The organism is Christiangramia echinicola DSM 19838 (assembly GCF_000423065.1).
Taxonomy (GTDB): Bacteria; Bacteroidota; Bacteroidia; order Flavobacteriales; family Flavobacteriaceae; genus Christiangramia; species Christiangramia echinicola.
Genome location: NZ_AUHG01000010.1, coordinates 636977 through 657900 on the forward strand (window position 1 = coordinate 636977; position 20924 = coordinate 657900).

Consider the following 20924-nt stretch of genomic DNA (forward strand, 5'->3'; position numbering starts at 1 on the left):
ACCTGTTTCATTTTTATGATTTTTTAAATCAGCGAAATAGGTTTTTGAATTTTACTATTAAAAATTAAAGAATTAGATAAATGTCTAAAGTCACAGGTAAAGTTGCCCAGATTATTGGCCCTGTAGTTGACGTTGTGTTCGACTCAGAAAACGCTGAACTGCCAAAGATCTACGATTCTTTGGAAATTACCAGAAAGGATGGTTCTCTTTTAGTTCTTGAGGTGCAGTCACATATTGGTGAGCAAACCGTAAGAACTGTTTCCATGGACTCAACAGACGGTCTTAGCCGTGGAGTTGAAGTACTTGCTACCGGAAATCCTATTCAAATGCCAATTGGTAAAGATGTTTACGGACGTCTTTTCAATGTAATTGGAGATGCGATCGATGGTTTAGGAGATCTTCCAAAAGCTGGTAAAGATGGACTTCCAATTCACCGTGAAGCTCCTAAATTTGAGGACTTATCTGTGTCTACTGAAGTTCTGTTCACAGGAATTAAAGTAATCGACCTTATTGAACCTTATTCTAAAGGTGGTAAAATTGGACTTTTTGGAGGAGCTGGTGTTGGAAAAACAGTACTTATCCAGGAGTTGATTAACAACATTGCTAAAGGTCACGGAGGACTTTCTGTTTTTGCAGGAGTTGGTGAGCGTACTCGTGAGGGGAATGACCTTCTTAGAGAGATGTTGGAATCTGGAATTATAAAATACGGTGATGATTTCATGCATTCTATGGAGAATGGCGGATGGGATCTTAAAAAAGTAGATAAAGAAGTTATGAAGGAGTCTAAGGCTACCTTCGTATTCGGACAGATGAACGAACCTCCTGGAGCTCGTGCTCGTGTGGCTCTTTCTGGTCTTACTATTGCGGAATACTTCCGTGATGGAGCTGGAGAAGGTCAGGGGAAAGATGTTCTTTTCTTCGTAGATAATATTTTCCGTTTTACACAGGCAGGTTCAGAGGTGTCAGCACTTCTTGGACGTATGCCATCAGCGGTAGGATATCAGCCAACGCTAGCAACAGAGATGGGTGCAATGCAGGAGCGAATTACTTCTACTAAGAATGGATCTATTACATCTGTACAGGCGGTTTACGTCCCTGCAGATGACCTTACAGATCCGGCGCCGGCAACAACGTTTGCCCACCTGGATGCAACAACAGTACTTTCTCGTAAGATTGCTGAGCTAGGTATTTATCCTGCAGTAGATCCTTTGGAGTCAAGTTCAAGGATTCTTACTCCAGATGTTCTAGGAAATGAGCACTACGATTGTGCACAGAGAGTAAAAGAGTTATTACAGAGATATAAAGAACTTCAGGATATTATTGCCATTCTAGGTATGGAAGAACTTTCTGAAGAAGATAAACTTGCGGTATCTCGTGCAAGACGTGTTCAGCGTTTCCTTTCTCAGCCATTCCACGTAGCAGAGCAGTTTACTGGTCTTAAAGGAGTGCTTGTAGATATTAAGGAGACTATCAAAGGTTTCAACATGATTATGGACGGTGAATTAGATCACCTGCCAGAAGCTGCCTTCAACCTTAAGGGTAGTATTGAAGAAGCGATTGAGGCCGGAGAAAAAATGCTTGCTGAAAACTAAAATAAGTTAGATGTATTTAGAAATTGTAACTCCAGAAGCTGTAGTGTTTAGAGCAAAGGTTGATGCGGTAAAAGTACCGGGACATGATGGTGAATTCCAGATGTTGAGTAATCACGCTCCTATTGTTTCTACTTTAACTGAAGGTGAAGTTAAGATTAGTCTTACTGCCGGAAGTGAAAATGAAATAAAGAGAAAAGATCAGTCAGGTTTTAGAAATGAAACTTCAGAGCCAGATGTTCTTTATTACACTATTAAAGGAGGAGTTCTTGAAATGAAAGATAATAAAGCTATTGTTTTAGCCGATTAACTTTCAGAACATATATTTTAAAAAAGGCCTTTCAATCGAAAGGCCTTTTTTTATTAAAAATTTTTCAAAAGGCCTTCTGAAGCGTAAAAGAGTAAAAAGTAGTTTGTTTCAATAAATTTTAATATCTTAAAGGGTTAAAAGTCAGTTAGTTGTATTGTATTTAGTAAAGGGTATTATTATGGGGGCAAAAATGTATAGTCAAATAATTGTATTTTTTTTAGTATCCTGTTTTATGGTTCCAGATGCAGATGCTCAGATTTTAAAAAAATTGAGTAAAAAAGTAGAAAATACCGTAAACAAAAAACTAGAAAAAAAGACAGAGGAAGAAACAAGCAAAGCTATGGATACGCTTTTAGGTAATAAGGGTGATCAAAATTCTAATCCTAATGAAATTAAGACCACAGGCGGTCCTGCCGAAGTTAGTGTGCCAGCAACCAGGGAAGAGGAAATAAAGATGTATACGAAATCGGACTGGGTTCCGGGTGAGGAGATTATCCTTTCCGATGATTTTGGAGATGATCCCATAGGCGACTTTCCTCAATTGTGGAATACCAACGGCTCTGGGGAGCTTGTAACCTTGAGTGATAACCCAAAACAAAAATGGTTAAAGCTGTACAATTATACATGGTATGAACCCGATTTGCCTAAAGATCTTTCTAGGGATTTTACGGTAGAGTTTGATACCAGGACTTTTAATATAAAAGAAGATAATACTTCACAAACAGCAGGTTTTTATGTGTATTTGGGTGATGGGGAAAAACCTCTTAAATATGGAAGTGGATACGTATCTTTTTATGCCTCTCCATTTCCGAAGTGGGTTAAGGAGCAGACCTATAAATCTTTCTATCATGAAAATGGCGGTGAGGTGGCACGGGGAAATGTAAATAAAGATATAAGGCAGGCTTTTCAAGACGGTATGCACATCGGTATTTCTGTGAAGGGGCAAAGGTATCGGGTGTATATTAACGGTGAGAAATTTGTAGATTCCCCTCGCGCTCTCAGTGATACAGAGAGGTTTGGTAGTATATTGTTTTATACTTATGGATTAGCAGACAATCAAGCAATATTAATAAGTAATTTGCGGGTTGCAGAAGGTTTACCTGAACCCAGAGAGAAACTTTTTAAAACAGGGAGCTATTCTACCACAGCAATAACTTTTGATGTAGATTCAGATCAATTAAAGCCTGAGGCATTTGGAATACTTAAGAAAATTGCCGAAGCAATTAAAGCAGAACCGGGTAAAAAATTAATGATCGTTGGACATACCGATAGTGATGGTAGTAAAGAGCATAATCTAGATCTCTCAGCACGTCGGGCTGCTTCAGTAAAAGATGCCTTAGTTCATGAGTTTGGAGTTGAACCTGATAGGCTGTCTACTGAAGGTAAGGGAGAAAACGTGCCTATAGCTTCAAACGATAGTAACTTAGAAAAAGCTAAAAACAGAAGGACCGAATTTATTATAAAATGAATATTAGATATTCATCATTATTTACTTATCTAATACAGAGCGGTAGAATGTATTATTTAAACAATGTTCAGGATTCCCATCTTTTTGCAATGTTATTTCGCTTCTAACCACTCTTTACGTTTCTTGCGAGCTTTTTTAGAAGCTTCCTGATCAATACTGATAAAGTAAGTTGGGTCTTTTGCTAGTTTCACCTCAGTAGTTTTTATTTCGCTAAATCTTTCGAAATTTACTTTTACAATCTCTGAATCTGAATTCTGAACTAGTTTTTTGAGTTCTTCATTTGTTTTTATTTCGGTTCCTTCAATACTTAAAATAATATCTCCGGAAGTTAAACCAGCTTTATATGCAGGACTTCCCTTAAGAGTATTTCCAGAAATTCTCAAGCCTTTATCAGTTTCAGTAGTGGCAGCTCCAAAATAATTCCCTCCCTCTCTTTTCAATTGCACACCAAATTCAGAAAATAATTCGTCATAATCTGGCATCTGACTATCATAAATGTATTTATTGAAAAATTCTGAAGTGAATTCAGCACCGGCATATTTCTCTAATGTGTTTTCAATATCTGAAATTTTATAAGCAACTTCAGATTTACCATATTTCTCCCACATCAACTTCATGAAATCATCCAGGTTAAGATCTTTCTTTCTAAGTGAAAGATCCAGGGCAAGACCTAGAATACTTCCGTATGAATAATAGGAGATAAATGTGTTTTCGCGATTTGTTGGATCTACAGAGGTGGCAGCATCCACAAAAGGCGCCTGGTAGCTCATTTCAATAGGATTAAAATACTTGTGCGCTGGAGAGTTCCATACATAGTTGAAAGTTCCTGAAAGCCCCTTTATGTATTCCTCAGGGGTTTTAATCCCGGCTCTGCATAAGATCAATCCGGTATAATAGCTTGTGAAACCTTCAGCAAACCATAAAGAGCCGGTCATATTAGCTTCTGAAAAATCAAAAGGTTCCAGTTCGTCTGGTCTAATACGTTCCACATTCCAGGCGTGAAAAAATTCATGTGCTACGGTTCCTATATTTCCTTTCATACCTCCTTCTGCCAGAGCATCTGTATCGGTTAAAATAGTACTGTTCCTGTGTTCCATGCCGTCACCAGAAACATTCGGCATATAACAGGCCAGGAAAGTATATTTTTCATAATCGAAATCTGGCAATTCTCCATAAACGGCTTTTTCCTGTTCTACGATTTCTTTTACGTCCTCAAAATATTTACCAAATTGATCTTCGCTACCTTGATGGTGCAAAACAAATTCTATGGTCTGGCCATCTAATTCAAATGATCTCTTTTGAAAATCACTTATCTCGGTAGGGCTGTCCATAAAGTAATATAGATCGGGTGCAGTATAGGTGGTTCCTGATTTTTTTTTTAGCTGAGTTGCAATTTTCCAATTAAGGTCTTCTCTAACCTTAAAATTTACTTCAATTGGTCTGTGCTTAAATTCTTCGGCATACATGAAGGTTGCCGGAATATTTAAATGCGCATGAGTTTCATCGATCTGAGAATATGTGCCGTCGCCACGATTCGCAAATAATATGTATTCAATGTTCACGATTCCGTCATGATCACTTACCTGCCAGGAGTAAGGGTCCTTTCGTTTAATTTTCAATTCCTCCCCTTTGCTATTGGTAGCTTTAAATCCGTAGACATTTTTCACAAATTCATGCAACGCATATCTACCAGGAGAGGTTCTGCTCATTCTGATATTAAGGGTATTGGTTTTTACTTCCGGAAATGATATTTCAATCTTAGCTTCATGTTGCACGGCATTTTCAAATGAAATATTATAAATATTAGTTTGAGCGTTTCCAATAAATCCAATTATTAGGAAGGCTAAAAAAAGAGTTCTCATAGTTGATTTTTGATATTTGGTCTAAAGTAAAAATTTAATGACACTGGTAAAGTGCAGAATTTGTTAAGGTTTGTATTCAAGAATATCACCAGGCTGGCAATCCAGGGCTTCGCAAATAGCTTCCAATGTGGAGAAACGTACCGCTTTTGCTTTTCCCGTTTTAAGAATGGAAAGATTAGCCGTGGTAATACCTACTATGTCTGCCAGTTCATTGCTTTTCATATTCCGTTCTTCCAGGATCCTGTCGAGGTTTATAAGGATGGGCATGGTTATACTGTTAATTCATTTTCTTCCTTATAGTTTTTGGCTTTTTCAAAAGATTTCGACAATAGAATTAGAAAAAGTCCCATAGCTAATTGTAACCAAAATGAACCAAAAGTTGATTCGATCCCAAAATGAAGTTTCAGATTTGATTCCAGGATAAGAGTTGATGAAAAACTTACAATTGCATCAAGAATACTAGCTAATACAATTAATCTTCCCGCTAAATTTAATCCTGTTATTTGTAATGGAGTAAATAAATCTTTCTTAAAAAAATTTCTTACTACTTTCCTTAAAGTATATACTGAAAATAAAAAAACACCTGCTTGAAAAATTGCCAGTGTTAGCAAAATTATTTTCGGCATTGTTATATCGCCGATTATATGGTCATTTAAATAAATGGGTATACCCTCTGAGTTTACAAATAGGTGTGAAAGTAAAATAAATATCGTGGCTATTAAGCTAATCAATAAGATAAAGAAACATATGTCTAAAATTGTTTTTAAAAGTATAGGTGGTTTCATTTAATTATTGTTTTTCGATAACAAATATAGATTAATTATTGAAAAACGATAATTTATATTTTGAAAATTTTCTGGTGAGCAGGTTCTGAAAAACGAAAATTTATTCTTTTTAAGAAATTTGTTCCGAATATATTGCTTAAATCTATTAATTATTTGCAACTACGGAATAGCTGGTTTCTATTTGCACTAACTGTTTCTCTAAAAGGAAATCTTCAATAATAACTATTATATTTGCGGGAAACAGATTTCATTAAGTATGCTTACCGCAATTCTTACAGGTTTTTTATTCTCCATTTTTCTCGTTTTCACGGGGAAATTTTTTAAAGGTAAGCTGTCAATTCTTGCATCTTTAATTCCATTAGGGTTATTTGTTTACTTCTTCCAGTTTATTCCGGCTATTGCGGGAGGAGAAGTTATCATGAGATCTTACGAGTGGATTCCTTCTTTTAACGTTGATCTTGGGTTTAAACTCGACGGACTCTCGTTATTGTTTTCATTAATGATCACCGGAATTGGATTTCTGGTCTTTGCATATACTTCATCTTACCTGAAAGGACATGAGTACCTGGATAGATTCTATGGTTATCTGGCATCCTTTATGGGAGCGATGCTTGGTTTGGTTCTCTCTGATAATATGATCACTTTGTTCGTGTTCTGGGAGTTAACCAGTATAACTTCCTTTTTTCTTATTGGATTTAATAATACAAATCCAGCCTCTAGAAAATCGGCACTTACCGCATTAGGAATTACCGGGATAGGTGGTTTGTTTCTTTTAGCAGGAGCACTTCTGCTTAATAACATGACTGGCACTTATAGTATCTCAGAAATGTTAAGCATGAGTGAGGCTATAAGAGAAAATGAATTCTACTTTCTTGCCGTGATTTTCATTTTTGGAGCAGCGTTTACCAAGTCGGCACAATTCCCATTTCATTTCTGGTTACCAGGCGCTATGAAAGCACCTACACCGGTATCTACTTACCTGCATTCTGCAACCATGGTAAAGGCCGGGATATATTTATTAATGCGTTTTACACCTGTTTTGGGTGGTGAAAATATATGGAATACAACCCTAATTGTCGTAGGAGGAATCACTATGGTTTATTCGGCAATCCATACGATCTTCAGAACAGATCTTAAAGGGATACTTGCTTATTCCACGATATCTGCATTAGGGATACTGGTGTTCCTAACCGGGCTTGGTACGCAGGAAGCCTTTCTGGCAGCAGCTGTATTTATAATTGTTCATGCATTTTATAAGGCAACCTTATTCCTGGTTACAGGAATAATAGATCATCAAACACATACCCGGGATGTTACCAGGCTATCGGGCCTTAATAAAATTATGCTTCCGGTTGGAATAGCCGGAATTTTAGCTGCGATCTCCAGTGCGGGGATTCCGCCAACCATAGGTTTCGTTGGAAAGGAATTGACCTATGAAGCTTCCTTGCATTATGAGTCACTGGTCATCTTCTTAATGATAGCGATCGTTGTCACCAAGATCTTACTTCTTTACGCAGGTTTCGTGGCAGGAATAAAGCCATTTACGGGGAAATTACCTGAAGAACTTTCAAATACCAAAAAGCCTGGGTTCGTGTTATGGGCGCCTCCTTTATTGCTGGCTATTTTAGGGATCGTATTTGGTATTGCACCATTTATTATTGAAGCACCTTTAATTAAGCCTGTAGTTGAGGCCATGGGTGCAGACGCTTCTAATATACACTTAGCGCTATGGCATGGTTTCAATACTGTGTTCATTCTAAGTTTGATTACTATTGGCGTTGGTACGGCGCTTTATTTTATAATTAAGCCTTCTAAAGGATTAGAAAATGGAATCGCAAGATTCGATTTTATAGCTCCAGAAAATATCCTGACTAAGTTCAACAAGATATTTATGTCAATTTCAAACTTCTGGACAAATTTCTTTCAGAATGGATATCTAAGAAATTATATATCTATCATCATTCTATTTCTGGTGGTACTTGTGGGATACATAATGATTGGTAGTACAAGATTTACTATAGATTATAATTCCCTATCTAAAATTACGGTCTACGAAATCACAACCACCCTGATTCTAATAGCAGGGATTTTCTATACCGTTTTTACAGATTCAAGACTGGCAGCTGTTGCAGCAATGGGAGTTGTTGGCCTGTCAATTTGTTTGATCTTTGTCTTTTATAGTGCGCCAGATCTGGCCATGACCCAGTTTTCTATCGATACCCTTACGGTGATACTTTTTGTACTCGTATTGTATAAACTTCCAAAATATTTAAAATTATCAGATTATAAGACCAGGCTTAGAGACGGGATCCTGTCTACTATTTTTGGTTTGATTATCACTACTCTTGCCCTGGAGGTTCTTTCTGAACCAGTGAGTAAAGAGGTTGGAGATTTCTATGCCGCCAATTCTTATATTGAAGCTCATGGTAAGAATGTAGTGAATGTGATCCTGGTAGATTTCAGGGGAGTTGATACCTTGATGGAAATTTCTGTTTTGTCTATTGCAGCGGTTGGAGTCTTTGGGTTAATGAAGCTTCGATTGAAGATGAAAGACAGGAGAAGATATGCAGATACGGGTCAGAATACAGAGAATAATAAAAATTAGAGCATGCGAACAACCATAATTTTAAAAACAGCTTCTAATTACCTTTTACCGGTATTGTTGGTGTTTTCTATTTTTATCTTGCTTCGAGGGCATTATTTGCCTGGCGGTGGTTTTGTAGGTGGTCTAATTGCTTCTATAGCATTTATTCTGCATTCCTTCGCAAACGGACTTCCTAAAACCAAGGAACTTTTAATAATGCACCCTGGATTTTTACTCCCTATGGGATTGGCAATTGCTTTTTTAAGTGGATTTGCTCCCGTGGCCTTATTCGACTTACCCTTTATGACGGGTTTATGGTCGCATGATCCTGTTGCGATTTTAGGGAGTGTAGGTTCGGCATTATTTTTTGATATAGGAGTTTACCTGGTGGTTAATGGAGTGACCTTAACTATAATTTTCACAATTTCAGAATCGGCCTGATATGGAGATCCTTTTAGCAGTAATGGTGGGAATTTTATACGGAACGGGCATTTATATGATGCTTCGTCGAAGTATGGTGAAACTTATCATTGGAATTATTTTGCTTGGAAATGGCGCTAACCTTTTGATCTTCCTGTTGGGAAGAATTACTAAGGGAGCTCCGCCAATCATTCCGGGGGATGCCAAAGTCTTTACAGAAGCCTTTGCAGATCCGGTTCCGCAGGCTTTGATACTTACAGCAATCGTTATAAGTTTCGGTCTTCAGTCTTTCGCTATTGTTCTTGTAAAAAGAGCACATACTGTAGTTAGAACTGATGATCTGGATGAAATGAACGCAACCGACGAAGATTCATGACACAACAACTAATATTATATCCTCTTTTTCTTCAAATGGCCATTAGCATCATTTTGATGTTTGGATGGGCAAGAATTAGATTTCAGAAGGTATTTAGCATTATAGGAAGTGTACTTGGTGTACTACTTGCTATCTGGGTGTTTTCTTATGTCTGGCAGAATGGAACTCAAACCGTCCAGGCAGGAAACTGGGAAGCCCCTTTTGGGATCACTTTTGTAGCAGATATGCTTTCAGCTACACTTGTGCTTTTAACGGCAATTTCAGGGCTGGCTGTATCAATATTTTCCGCAGGTTCTGTGTTGAAAGATCGTTTAAGGTTCGGGTATTTTCCAATTTTTCATTTCCTGTTATTAGGACTTAATGGAGCTTTCTTAACCGGAGATATTTTTAATCTTTACGTATGGTTTGAAATTATCATTATAAGTTCATTTGTATTGATCACCATTGGTGGTGAAAAGGCACAATTGGAGGGAGCTGTAAAATATTTTACGCTGAACATCCTTGCCTCCATGATCTTTCTCACCGCTATTGCGGTGCTATACGGGATCACAGGGAGTCTGAATATGGCAGATCTTGCCGGTCAGATCGCGTTAGTGGAGAACCGTGGACTGGTGCAAATTACCGCACTACTTTTCCTTATTGGGTTTGGTATCAAAGCGGGAGTATTTCCACTTTATTTCTGGTTGCCTGCATCTTATCATACTCCGCCATTTGCAGTTTCGGCAATATTTGGAGGTTTATTAACCAAGGTTGGAGTATATGCCTTGATAAGGGTGTTCACCTTAATTTTTGTGAATGATCCGTTTCTGAATAATATAATAATGATCATTGCAATTCTAACTCTCGTAAGTGGAGGGATAGGAGCATTGGTTCAGAATAATATGAGAAAGGTTTTCTCTTACCTTATCATCTGTCATATTGGATACATGATCGCTGGTATTGGAATGTTTACTGAAGTAGCTATCGCCGGGGCTATTTTCTATCTTATCCATGATATTATAGTGAAAACTAACCTGTTTATGGTAAGCGGGGTAGTTTACAGGATAAAGGGAACCAATAGCATGCGTGATCTGGGAGGTATTTATGCAAATTGGCCAAAGATCAGTTTATTACTATTTATACCATTATTTTCATTAGTTGGTATTCCACCTTTATCGGGATTCTGGCCCAAAATAAATCTTATAAAAGCCGGGTTCGCGGGTGGTTCCTACATTACAGTAGGCGCAATAATTTTTGCCAGTTTTATAACTCTGGTTATTATAGCTAAATTATGGGCAGAAGTTTTCTGGAAGGAAGGCAAAGAATTGCCATTAAGAAGCAATTTCGGCTATTTTTCTAAAATGACCAATGCAAAAAGGCTGCAGTTCATTGTTCCGGTAGCTCTGTTGAGTATTGTATCTTTGTATATAGGTTTTGGAGCTGAACACATTCAACTCCTATCTGCAAGAATAGCAGATGAGCTGGTTAATAGTCAGGGATATATAGACGCTGTATTAAAATCGAAGAATTAAGGGATGATGAAGAATCAATTTCTCTCAAACATATTGCTGACTTTCGTCTGGGTAGCCCTGACGGGGGATTTTTCAATTGAGAATTATATTTTCGGATTTTTCCTGAACTTTCATATTCTATGGCTTATCTCGGTAAAGCGTAAACGAAGTAAATACTTCCTGATCGTTCCGAAGGTGATAATTTTACTTCTTTTCTTTTTATATGAGTTGATAAAAGCCAATTTGGAGGTTGCCTATGAGGTAATTACTCCAAAATTGAATATGACCCCAGGGATCGTAATGGTGCCACTAGATGTGAAATCTGATATTGGTATTACCGTTCTGGCTAATATGATCTCTCTAACCCCGGGAACTTTAAGCCTGGATGTATCTAATGATAAGAAAGTGCTTTTTGTACACGCAATGTATATTAAGGACAAAGAGAAATTTATCCGAGGTATAAAGGATGGATTTGAACGAAGAATTTTGGAGGTGCTATCATGACGTTATTTGAATATTTACATTATATCATTTTGCCTGTACTGGTAATTTCTGCAGTGCTTATTCTCTGGAGGTTTATCAAAGGGCCTAGTATTGCAGATAAGATCGTTTCCCTGGATCTTTTGATCACAACAGGGATTGGAGTCATCGCAGTCTATAGTATTATTTACAACCAGTCCACCTTAATGGATACGGCATTGATCCTGGCGCTTATCGCCTTCTTAAGTACGGTAGCTTTATCTTATTATCTTGAAAAAAGAAAAAGAAAATGATAGATATAGTAATAGGAGTAATAGCAACATTTGGAGCGCTTTTCGTTCTTTTCGCAGCGATAGGGCTGGTTCGTATGCCAGACACCTACTTACGAATATCGGTAACTACAAAAGCGGCAACGCTTGGAGTGGGACTCGTTTTAATGTCTTCCACGGTCTATTTTAGTAATGCCGATGTGACTTCACAGGCATTTATAATTATTCTGTTCCTTTTCCTAACCGCCCCGGTTAGTGCACATTTAATTGGTAGAGCTTCCTATTTTATAGGGGTAAAACTCTGGGATAAATCTGTAATGGACGATCTACGGGGAAAATATCAAAAGAACACGCATGTTCTTAAAAGTGTTGTTGATGATACTCCAGAAGATAATGTAGATCACACGAAAATGAAAGACAAATAGTCTAGTCTGTATTCTCCTCTTTCTCTTTCTTTTTCAACATTCTATGTTCTATATAACCAAAAACGAGGTTTATAGTAAGGATAATCCCACTCACAATAGCTAATTCTATATACATCCCGAAACCTGCAAGACATCCGGTAGCCGCGCTGCACCAGACCGTAGCTGCTGTAGTGAGTCCTTTTACCTTCCTGCCTTTTTGCAGAATGGTCCCTGCTCCAATAAATCCAATTCCCACTACGATTTGACCGAGTACACGCGTAATATCTACATATTCATCACCTTCAAATTCCATAGACATTAAAATAAACATTGCGGCACCTAGTGAAACAAGGGCATTGGTTTTAAGTCCTGCCTCCTTACCCTGAATTTCCCTTTCCATACCAATTATTAAACCAGCAACTGTAGCAAGTCCAACTCTTAATGCGAATAATGACCAATCCATAAATTAATTTTAGTGAATGATTACTTTTGTACAATGCAAAAATTACCCTTAAAATTAGAGAAAAGACTTCAGAAGAGAATAGAAGATAATTCTTTTAGGAAATTATTACCATCTGCTAATGGGGTAGATTTTTTTTCTAATGACTACATCGGATTTTCAAGATCCAGATTGATCACAGATAATGCCTTAAAAATAAGTCAGCAATCTGGCGGGCTAAATGGCTCAACAGGATCAAGGCTTTTATCGGGAAATCATTCGCTTTTCAAAATTTTAGAAAATCAACTTTCCAGTTTTCATAACTCTCAGGCTGCCTTGATCTTCAATTCTGGTTATGATGCCAATATTGGTTTCTTTTCAGCAGTGCCGCAAAAAGGCGATATTATTATATATGATGAATATTCTCATGCTTCTATTAGGGACGGACTGAAAATGAGCCTCGCTAATAATTTCAAATTTCGCCATAATGATCTGGAAGATCTTGAGAGTAAATTAATACGATTTTCTTCGAAAAAGCCCGGCTCTGTAATTTATATAGTTACCGAATCTGTTTTTTCTATGGATGGTGATATGCCAGATCTTATTAAAATTGCTGAATTGGCTGAGGAATATGATGCCAGATTAATAATTGACGAAGCACATGCCACTGGCGTTATTGGAGAAAAAGGACAGGGTTTGGTTCAGGAATTAATACTCGAGAGTAAAGTTTTTGCCAGGATCCATACCTTCGGGAAAGCTATGGGCTGTCATGGAGCGGCAATTTTATGTAGCAATAAATTGAAGGAATATCTGGTCAATTTTTGCAGAAGCTTTATATATACCACAGCGCTCAGCCCTCATTCTGTAGCTGCTATCAGTGCAGCGTATCGGTTTCTAGATAGTGACAAAGATTCTCTGAAAAATTTAAAGGAGAACATAAAGTATTTTAAGTTGGAGGTTCAGAAATATAATCTTCAGGATATATTTATTGAAAGTGACTCGGCAATTCATGCCTGTATTATTTCTGGGAATACACGGGTTAAACTGGCTGCCTCAGATTTAGCGGATAATGGTTTTGTAGTAAAGGCGATTCTTGCTCCAACGGTTCCTTCTGGAAGCGAAAGATTAAGATTCTGCCTGCATAGTTATAATTCAAAGCACGAAATTTCGGAGGTCTTAAAAGTCTTGGGTAATTTTGTAGCAAATAATAAATAATGCCGAAAAGATATTTTATTACCGGAATAGGGACTGAAGTTGGAAAAACCATTATTTCAGCTATAGTTACCGAAGCTTTGGAAGCAGATTACTGGAAACCGATCCAGGCAGGTGATCTTGAAAATTCTGACACTCATAAAGTTCAGAAGCTGGTAAGGAATGATAAAACCATTTTTCACGAGAATGCTTATGCCCTTAATACTCCAATGAGTCCGCACGCTTCGGCAGAGATCGATGGTATTAAATTGCAGGTTAAGAAAATTAAAGCTCCCCATGTAAAAAAGGACCTGGTGGTAGAAGGTGCAGGAGGTTTACTGGTCCCCTTGAATGATAAGGAGACAATCATAGATCTAATTTCAAAAGAAGATATCGTTGTGCTGGTTTCCAGGCATTATCTTGGAAGCATTAATCATACGCTGTTAAGTATTGAAGCTCTTAAAAGTCGTGGGATTGAAAGGATCGGGATTATTTTTAGCGGCGAAGAACACCCAACTACTGAAAATATTATAAAGAAAATAGGCAAGGTTCAGGTGATTGGAAGGGTAGACGAAGAACCATATTTTGATGAAAATGTAGTATTGGAATATGCCGAAAAATTTAGAGAAAAATTATGCGAGATATAAAGTTGGAGCAGGAGAATTTAGCCGATAGGGATAAAAAGCATTTATGGCATCCGTTAACCCAGCACAAGGTTTCCGGGGAAATGCTACCTGTAGTCAAAGCAAAAGATAGTGTGCTTACAGATGATAAAGGCAATGATTATATAGATGCTATCTCTTCCTGGTATACTGCGGTATATGGGCATTGTAATCCTTATATCACATCAAAAGTGGCAAAGCAGATGCAAAACCTGGACCAGGTAGTTTTTAGCGGATTTACCCACAAACCTGCTATTGAGTTATCTGAAGCATTAATTAAAATCCTTCCTGAAGGTCAGCAGAAATTATTTTTTAATGATAATGGATCTACATCAACTGAGATCGGGATCAAAATGGCTTTACAATACCATCATAATCTTGGGAATGACCGGAAGGTAATGCTGGCATTTGAAGAAGGTTTCCACGGAGATACTTTTGGAGCAATGTCGGTTTCCGGATTGTCGGTTTACAATGGAGCTTTCGAAGATCATTTTATAAGAGTAGAAAGAATTCCTGTCCCCACCGGAGATAATAACCAGAAAGTAATTGATAAGCTTAAGCAGATCATAGCCAGTCATAATATCGCCGGATTTATTTACGAACCTTTGATCCAGGGAGCTGCAGCCATGAAGTTCCATGATGCTGAAGGTCTGAACGAGATTCTAAAAGTATGTAGGGAACATGATATTGTAAGAGTGGCAGATGAGGTAATGACCGGGTTTGGTAAAACGGGTAAATATTTTGCTTCAGATTATATTGAAGAAAAGCCAGATGTGATTTGTATGTCTAAGGCGCTAACCGCTGGCTTACTTCCTATGGGGCTTACTTCCTGTACGCAAAAAATTTATGATGCTTTCTATTCCGAAGATATCGCCAAAGGACTATTTCACGGGCATACTTATACGGCAAATCCATTAGCATGTTCAGCTGCGTTAGCGGCAGTGGAATTATTGACTTCTAAAGATATACAGGAGAATATTCAGCGAATATCAGGGTGTAATGCCGACTTTGTACAAAAACTTACCCATCATCCCCGGGTTAAAAACACCCGATCTAAAGGAGTGATCATGGCCTTTGAACTGGATATAAAGACCGATCGCTATGGGGATCTAAGAAATAAATTGTTTCAGTTCTTCATGGATAAGGGAGTTTTTCTTCGACCTCTTGGAAATACTATTTATATAGTGCCACCGTATGTCATTTCAGATGAAGAGCTCAAGAAAGTATATGCAGTGATAGAGGAATCACTTGTAGTGTTTTAGAAAATTTATTATCGGTCAAAAATTATAAAATTCGGATTCAATTTTTATCTAATTTAGATAGGTTAATCTGAAATATTATGATACATCCTGATACTAAATTAGAGTGGATAAATGATAAAAAAGGCTTTGGAGTTGTTGCTACCAAAGTGATAACAAAAGGAACTATCACCTGGGTTCAGGATGAACTGGATATAGTTTTTTCTCCAGAAGAACCTGAGAACTTTAAGCCTATGACCAGAGAGCTTCTGGAAAAGTATAGTTTTCGAAATAGTGCGGGGGAATATATTCTATGCTGGGATGTGGCTAAATATATTAATCATAGTTTTAAGGCTAACTGCCTTTCTACAGCTTATAATTTTGAAATTGCTATAAAGAACATTCAGATTGGCGAAGAACTTACCGATGATTATGGATATTTAAATCTCACTGAGTCTTTTGTGCCAGAAGATGAAGGCGTAGGCCGAAAAGTGGTTTTTCCTGATGATATTTTAAAATATTACCAGCAGTGGGATAATGTTCTGGAACCGCTTTTTCCTGAAATATCAAAATTAGATCAGCCGTTGTTCGAGCTGCTTTCACCTGAAGTGCAAAATGATATTGAAAAAGTCGCAAGTGGTAAGAAGACGATGCCTTCGACTAAAAACCTTTATTTCAAGCCTGAGAAGAGCAGAATTTAGCCTTCGAAATTTAGCCAGTAGGCAATTGAGCCTTATTTTTGCTCAAAAATTAAGCTTTTGAAAAAACAGATTTCCATAAGTTCTATAGGTTCGTTTTCTCCACTGGGAAAAACTTCTGATGAGATCTGGAAAAACTACCTAAACAATCAACATTTTTTTCATTTAAAAGGAGCTGGAGGAGATGCTTCCTGGGTTGGAAGCCTGTCTGAAGTTCAACAAAAGGATGTAGAGGATTTAAGAGAGAGTGATTCCAAATACCGTTATCTGGATAATTCGGTATTATATGCAATTCTTGCGGCCAGATCTGCTTTTAAGGATCTCGAAATTTCAGATCTGGATGCGGGAATTAATATTGGTAGCAGTAGAGGTGCGACCGGTCTATTCGAAAAATATCATTCAGAATATATTGAAACCGGAAGGTCTTCTACTTATACCTCACCATCTACCACTTTAGGAAATATTTCTTCCTGGGTTGCTCAGGATCTTCAGCTCAATGGTCCGGAGTTTTCTCATTCAGTTACCTGTTCCACCGGGATGCATTCAGTATTGAATGCTATTGCCTGGCTGGAAAGCGGAATGGCTAAAAGTTTTCTTGCCGGTGGGAGTGAAGCGCCACTTACAGGATTTACACTAGCCCAGATGAAAGCAATGAAGATCTATGCTACAGAAGATAACGAATTTCCCTGTAGAGCGCTGGATATGGAGAAGTCCAGAAACTCGATGATCTTAAGTGAAGGAGCCGGAATGGTCACTCTGAGTTCTTCAGAAGAAAATAATTCATTGGCTAGCATAGAGGGTGTAGGTTATGCAAATGAAAAATTGAAGCATGGCGCTTCCCTTTCAAAAAATGGAAAATGTCTGCAAAAATCCATGAAAATGGCTATTGGAGATCTAAATGTAAATGAGATCGATGCGGTTGTGATGCATGCTCCCGGAACTATTGGAGGTGATCTGGCCGAAGTGAATGCGATAAAAAAAGTATTTACAGATAGATTACCAGCGATGACCAGTAATAAATGGAAAACCGGGCATAGCTTCGCAGCTTCCGGAATACTGAGTCTGCAAATGGCCGTTCTAATGCTTCAGCATCAACAATTCTTACCAGTGCCGTTTTCAGAATTTCAACAGAAACCAGATAAACTAGAAAAAATATTAGTCAACTCTGTAGGCTTTGGGGGAAATGCTGTTTCGATCCTGATAGGAAGAAAATAAAAATTGTTAGCTTCCCCTTTATAAAACTTAAGGAAGCATTCCTTATTAAACCTCAGTTTTCTTTATTTTTGAATACAAATCTAATTACATGGCACTAAAACACGACTGGACTAAAGAAGAGATCCTCGAAATATATAATAAGCCTTTTATGGAGTTGCTTTACGAAGCGGCTACAATTCACCGTCAACATCACGATCCTAATACCGTTCAGGTTTCAACCCTACTCTCTATAAAGACCGGTGGTTGCCCTGAAGATTGCGGATACTGCCCCCAGGCAGCCCGTTATCATACAGATCTGGAAGGGAATGATCTTATGAGCGTGAATCAGGTGAAAGCACAGGCACTTAGAGCAAAAGCTTCTGGTAGTTCTCGAGTATGTATGGGTGCTGCATGGAGAAATGTGAAGGATGGGGAAGAATTTGATAATGTCCTTGAAATGGTAAGAAGCATCAATAAACTGGATATGGAAGTTTGTTGTACGCTTGGTATGCTCACCGAAAATCAGGCACAAAGATTGGCGGAGGCTGGTCTTTATGCATATAATCATAACCTGGATTCTTCAGAAGAATATTATAAAGAAGTTATTTCTACCCGTGGTTACCAGGATAGACTGGACACTATCGGGAATGTTAGAAAAACCAACGTTACGGTTTGTAGCGGTGGAATTATAGGAATGGGAGAAAGTGAAGCCGATCGTGCAGGAATGCTAGTGGCTCTTTCTACTTTAAATCCTCAGCCGGAATCTGTGCCGATCAATGCTTTAGTTCCTGTTGAAGGAACTCCACTAGAAGAGCAAAAACCGGTGCCTATCTGGGATATGATAAGAATGGTTGCAACTACCAGGATCGTGATGCCAGAAACCCAGGTTAGACTTTCGGCAGGAAGAACTCAGATGAGTAGAGAAGGACAGGCAATGTGTTTCTTTGCCGGTGCCAATTCTATCTTTGCGGGCGATAAATTGTTGACTACTCCAAATCCAGACGTGAATGAGGATATGGAAATGTTCAAAATGCTTGGGCTAAATCCTCAGAAAGCATTCGAGAAGAAATCTCAGCCGGAAAGTGTAGATGCTGAAAATTCTAAATATCAGGCACAGGGAGAAAAACCAAAATGGACTCGCCCTGCACATAAAATTGATAGAAATCTTGAGGCTCAGCAGAAAGCAAAAACTAAGGCATAGCATTTAACTTACGATAATTGGAACTCGATCTTCAAAATATTCCCAGAAGAAGAGATCTTTCTAAAGAAGATTTTCTTAGGGAATATTTTGTTCCAAAACGCCCGGTTATTATTGAGGACCTTACTGAAGACTGGCCGGCGAAGGAAAAATGGAATTTTGAATATTTCAGGGACAAAACCGGAGACGTTGTAGTTCCTGTGTATGATGGTAAACCTGCAACAGGAAGGCAGAATTCTCACGGACCTGCAATGAAGATTCCGTTCAAAGAATACATTGATATTCTTGAAAAAGGACCTTCAGATCTGCGGATGTTCTTCTTTAATTTACTTCAGAATTGTCCCGAATTAGTTGATGATTTTCAATATCCAGACCTAGGAGTAAAATTCTTTAAAAAGCTACCAGTTCTTTTTGTTGGTGGTGAAGGTTCTAAGGTAGTGATGCATTATGATATGGATCTTGCAAATAATTTTCATTTCAATTTTGTTGGTGAAAAAAAGGTGATCCTTTATCCTCCAGATCAATCTGGTTACCTTTATAAGGTTCCTTACTCTATCGTAAGTATGGAGATTATAGATATGGATAATCCAGATTTTGAGAAATATCCTGCTCTGGCGAAGGCAAAAGGTTACGAGGCGAGGTTAAAGCATGGTGATGCCCTGTACATACCAAGCCACTGGTGGCACTTTATTAAATATGAGACACCAAGCCTGTCTTTAACTTTAAGATCGCTTCCTAAGTCCCCAAAGCAGATCGCTGAGGTTTTGAATAATCTTCTATTTATGCGTAATTATGACAATATTATGCGTAAAATGAAAGGTCAGGATTGGATAGATTATAAGAATCGAATTGCCATTAGGAGAACTCATAAAAACGCAGGTATAAAGGAATGAAGCACGAGCAAATGAAATTAAAGCAGATACCTAGAATTCAACGAATATCGAAATCAGATTTTCTGCGCGATTATGTTCAGCCTCAAAAGCCAGTGGTAATAGAGGAATTAATAGAAGATTGGCCGGCTTATAAAAAATGGAACTTCGATTATATTAAGCAACTTGCAGGCGACAAAACGGTACCGTTATATGATGATCGTCCTATTTCTTCGAAGTATAAATTCAACGAGGCGCATGCTGAAATGAAAATGTCTGAGTATATAGATCATTTAAAATCTGGTCCTACAAATTACCGCATCTTCTTATATCATCTAATGAAAGAAGTGCCTCGTCTTCAGAAAGATTTTAAGTTTCCCGATATTGGCTTGAGGTTTCTGAGACAATTACCAATGTTATTTTTTGGTGGCCAGAACTCCAGCGTCTTTATGCATTATGACATAGATTATGCGAATATTCTGCATTTTCATTTCCAGGGCAAAAAACAATGTATCCTTTTCCCGCCTTCAGAAAGTAAACACTTGTATAAAGTACCTCATGCTTTAATAGCCAGGGAGGATATTAACTTTAATGATCCAGATTATGAGAAGTTTCCTGCTCTTATAAAAGCAGAGGGGTATATCACAGAACTCAATCACGGTGACACCTTATATATGCCTGAAGGTTACTGGCATCATATGACGTATTTAACGGCAGGATTTTCAATGAGTCTTAGGGCGACTCCACGTACTTTAACCAACTTTTCTAAAGCTGTTTATAATCTTATATTTATGAGATATTTCGATAATTATATGCGTAAGCTTAGGGGGCAGAAGTGGATAGATTATAAAAATGAACAGGCTATTAAGCGTACACATAAAAAGAATGATATTAGTCTATAATTTCGTTAACGCAATCAAAAACTAGTGTAGACTCGTATCCTCTTCTTAAAAGATGATCTGCCAGTTTCTTTTTCTTTTTATAGGCATTGGGTTCAGTAATTTTCTCCACCTTCTTTTCGGCAAGTTCGTACAGTGTCTTTCTATAGTCTGATTCTTTTATTTCAGAAAGTCCCAGTTTAATGATCGGCGCTGAAATCTCTTTCTTTTTAAGTTCCTGGGTGATCTTTATACGACCCCATTTTTTGATCCTGAATTTTCCTCTCACAAAACTTCTGGCAAATCTTTCTTCGTTCAGAAAATTTTCCTGCATAAGGGAAATAATGATCTTTTCTTTTGCTTCAGGGATCATTCTTAGTTCATCAAGTTTATCTTCCACTTCTTTTTGTGATCTATCCCGATAGGCGCAATAATGCATAAGTTTTTGCAAAGCTTCTTGTACGGTATAGGACTTTTGATCATGCTTCATTACGTGAGAAGTATCTTTTTAAATTAATAG

Annotated in this window: 23 protein-coding genes; 18 read left to right on the plus strand and 5 right to left on the minus strand. The window is 37.8% G+C overall.

Annotated features, from left to right (window positions below; genetic code table 11):
* Nucleotides 1-80 precede the first annotated feature (80 nt).
* From atpD to G530_RS0103360, 3 genes are all read left to right on the plus strand, one after another.
* Nucleotides 81-1592, plus strand: a complete 1512-nt coding sequence (atpD, locus tag G530_RS0103350; protein ID WP_026933180.1) for a F0F1 ATP synthase subunit beta — start codon at nucleotides 81-83, stop codon at nucleotides 1590-1592.
* Nucleotides 1593-1602: 10 nt separating this feature from the next.
* Nucleotides 1603-1899: a F0F1 ATP synthase subunit delta/epsilon gene (locus tag G530_RS0103355; RefSeq protein WP_026933181.1), complete on the plus strand. Its 297-nt coding sequence runs from the start codon at nucleotides 1603-1605 to the stop codon at nucleotides 1897-1899.
* 268 nt (nucleotides 1900-2167) lie between these two features.
* Nucleotides 2168-3367 carry an OmpA family protein gene (locus G530_RS0103360; RefSeq protein WP_169514030.1) on the plus strand — a complete coding sequence of 400 codons (1200 nt, stop codon included), beginning with the start codon at nucleotides 2168-2170 and terminating at the stop codon, nucleotides 3365-3367.
* Nucleotides 3368-3459: 92 nt separating this feature from the next.
* Here G530_RS0103360 and G530_RS0103365 read toward each other — a convergent pair whose 3' ends face one another.
* The 3 genes from G530_RS0103365 to G530_RS0103375 all read right to left on the minus strand — a co-directional run bounded on the left by G530_RS0103365 (nucleotide 3460) and on the right by G530_RS0103375 (nucleotide 6014).
* Nucleotides 3460-5229 (minus strand): M61 family metallopeptidase, encoded by a 1770-nt coding sequence (locus G530_RS0103365; protein ID WP_026933183.1) that lies wholly within the window; start codon nucleotides 5227-5229, stop codon nucleotides 3460-3462.
* Nucleotides 5230-5292: 63 nt separating this feature from the next.
* Nucleotides 5293-5496 (minus strand): helix-turn-helix domain-containing protein, encoded by a 204-nt coding sequence (locus G530_RS0103370; protein WP_026933184.1) that lies wholly within the window; start codon nucleotides 5494-5496, stop codon nucleotides 5293-5295.
* A gap of 2 nt (nucleotides 5497-5498) precedes the next feature.
* Complete coding sequence (locus G530_RS0103375; protein ID WP_084519380.1) at nucleotides 5499-6014, minus strand: DUF2975 domain-containing protein; 516 nt, start codon at nucleotides 6012-6014, stop codon at nucleotides 5499-5501.
* Between the two features lie 256 nt (nucleotides 6015-6270).
* Here G530_RS0103375 and G530_RS0103385 point away from each other — a divergent pair, with 256 nt between their 5' ends.
* Genes G530_RS0103385 through mnhG form a run of 7 tightly spaced genes read left to right on the plus strand, consistent with a single transcriptional unit; the run spans nucleotide 6271 to nucleotide 12058 of the window.
* Nucleotides 6271-8619 (plus strand): putative monovalent cation/H+ antiporter subunit A, encoded by a 2349-nt coding sequence (locus G530_RS0103385; RefSeq protein ID WP_026933186.1) that lies wholly within the window; start codon nucleotides 6271-6273, stop codon nucleotides 8617-8619.
* A 3-nt stretch (nucleotides 8620-8622) separates the two neighbouring features.
* Nucleotides 8623-9039, plus strand: a complete 417-nt coding sequence (locus G530_RS0103390) for a Na+/H+ antiporter subunit B (protein WP_026933187.1) — start codon at nucleotides 8623-8625, stop codon at nucleotides 9037-9039.
* Nucleotide 9040: 1 nt separating this feature from the next.
* Nucleotides 9041-9394 (plus strand): Na+/H+ antiporter subunit C, encoded by a 354-nt coding sequence (locus G530_RS0103395; protein ID WP_026933188.1) that lies wholly within the window; start codon nucleotides 9041-9043, stop codon nucleotides 9392-9394.
* The gene (locus tag G530_RS0103400) at nucleotides 9391-10905 is read left to right on the plus strand and encodes a proton-conducting transporter transmembrane domain-containing protein (protein WP_026933189.1); all 1515 of its coding nucleotides are present in this window, start codon (nucleotides 9391-9393) and stop codon (nucleotides 10903-10905) included. The genes G530_RS0103395 and G530_RS0103400 overlap by 4 nt, the downstream gene beginning before the upstream one ends.
* 6 nt (nucleotides 10906-10911) lie before the next feature.
* On the plus strand, nucleotides 10912-11388 hold the full coding sequence (locus G530_RS0103405) for a Na+/H+ antiporter subunit E (RefSeq protein WP_084519398.1): 477 nt from the start codon (nucleotides 10912-10914) through the stop codon (nucleotides 11386-11388).
* Entirely contained in the window at nucleotides 11385-11657 is a 273-nt protein-coding gene (locus G530_RS0103410; RefSeq protein ID WP_026933191.1) for a cation:proton antiporter, read from the plus strand. The genes G530_RS0103405 and G530_RS0103410 overlap by 4 nt, the downstream gene beginning before the upstream one ends.
* On the plus strand, nucleotides 11654-12058 hold the full coding sequence (mnhG, locus tag G530_RS0103415; protein WP_026933192.1) for a monovalent cation/H(+) antiporter subunit G: 405 nt from the start codon (nucleotides 11654-11656) through the stop codon (nucleotides 12056-12058). The genes G530_RS0103410 and mnhG overlap by 4 nt, the downstream gene beginning before the upstream one ends.
* A 1-nt stretch (nucleotide 12059) precedes the next feature.
* Here mnhG and G530_RS0103420 read toward each other — a convergent pair whose 3' ends face one another.
* Nucleotides 12060-12500: an MgtC/SapB family protein gene (locus tag G530_RS0103420; RefSeq protein WP_026933193.1), complete on the minus strand. Its 441-nt coding sequence runs from the start codon at nucleotides 12498-12500 to the stop codon at nucleotides 12060-12062.
* A gap of 33 nt (nucleotides 12501-12533) precedes the next feature.
* On the opposite strand from G530_RS0103420, the gene G530_RS0103425 reads away from it, so the two are divergent.
* From G530_RS0103425 to G530_RS0103460, 8 genes are all read left to right on the plus strand, one after another.
* Nucleotides 12534-13691: an aminotransferase class I/II-fold pyridoxal phosphate-dependent enzyme gene (locus G530_RS0103425; RefSeq protein ID WP_026933194.1), complete on the plus strand. Its 1158-nt coding sequence runs from the start codon at nucleotides 12534-12536 to the stop codon at nucleotides 13689-13691.
* On the plus strand, nucleotides 13691-14314 hold the full coding sequence (bioD, locus tag G530_RS0103430) for a dethiobiotin synthase (RefSeq protein WP_026933195.1): 624 nt from the start codon (nucleotides 13691-13693) through the stop codon (nucleotides 14312-14314). Before G530_RS0103425 ends, bioD begins: the two co-directional genes overlap by 1 nt.
* Complete coding sequence (bioA, locus tag G530_RS0103435) at nucleotides 14302-15591, plus strand: adenosylmethionine--8-amino-7-oxononanoate transaminase (RefSeq protein WP_026933196.1); 1290 nt, start codon at nucleotides 14302-14304, stop codon at nucleotides 15589-15591. Before bioD ends, bioA begins: the two co-directional genes overlap by 13 nt.
* A gap of 77 nt (nucleotides 15592-15668) precedes the next feature.
* Nucleotides 15669-16268 (plus strand): SET domain-containing protein, encoded by a 600-nt coding sequence (locus G530_RS0103440; protein WP_026933197.1) that lies wholly within the window; start codon nucleotides 15669-15671, stop codon nucleotides 16266-16268.
* A 57-nt stretch (nucleotides 16269-16325) separates the two neighbouring features.
* On the plus strand, nucleotides 16326-17480 hold the full coding sequence (locus tag G530_RS0103445; RefSeq protein ID WP_026933198.1) for a beta-ketoacyl synthase N-terminal-like domain-containing protein: 1155 nt from the start codon (nucleotides 16326-16328) through the stop codon (nucleotides 17478-17480).
* An 88-nt stretch (nucleotides 17481-17568) separates the two neighbouring features.
* On the plus strand, nucleotides 17569-18660 hold the full coding sequence (gene bioB / locus G530_RS0103450) for a biotin synthase BioB (RefSeq protein ID WP_026933199.1): 1092 nt from the start codon (nucleotides 17569-17571) through the stop codon (nucleotides 18658-18660).
* A 17-nt stretch (nucleotides 18661-18677) separates the two neighbouring features.
* A complete protein-coding gene (locus G530_RS0103455) occupies nucleotides 18678-19550 on the plus strand; it encodes a cupin-like domain-containing protein (RefSeq protein ID WP_026933200.1) in 873 nt (290 codons plus the stop codon).
* A complete protein-coding gene (locus G530_RS0103460) occupies nucleotides 19547-20428 on the plus strand; it encodes a cupin-like domain-containing protein (RefSeq protein WP_026933201.1) in 882 nt (293 codons plus the stop codon). The genes G530_RS0103455 and G530_RS0103460 overlap by 4 nt, the downstream gene beginning before the upstream one ends.
* Here the strand turns inward: G530_RS0103460 and G530_RS0103465 are convergent.
* On the minus strand, nucleotides 20418-20894 hold the full coding sequence (locus tag G530_RS0103465; RefSeq protein WP_026933202.1) for a regulatory protein RecX: 477 nt from the start codon (nucleotides 20892-20894) through the stop codon (nucleotides 20418-20420). The two genes, G530_RS0103460 and G530_RS0103465, sit on opposite strands and share 11 nt — an antisense overlap.
* Between the last annotated feature and the right edge of the window lie 30 nt (nucleotides 20895-20924).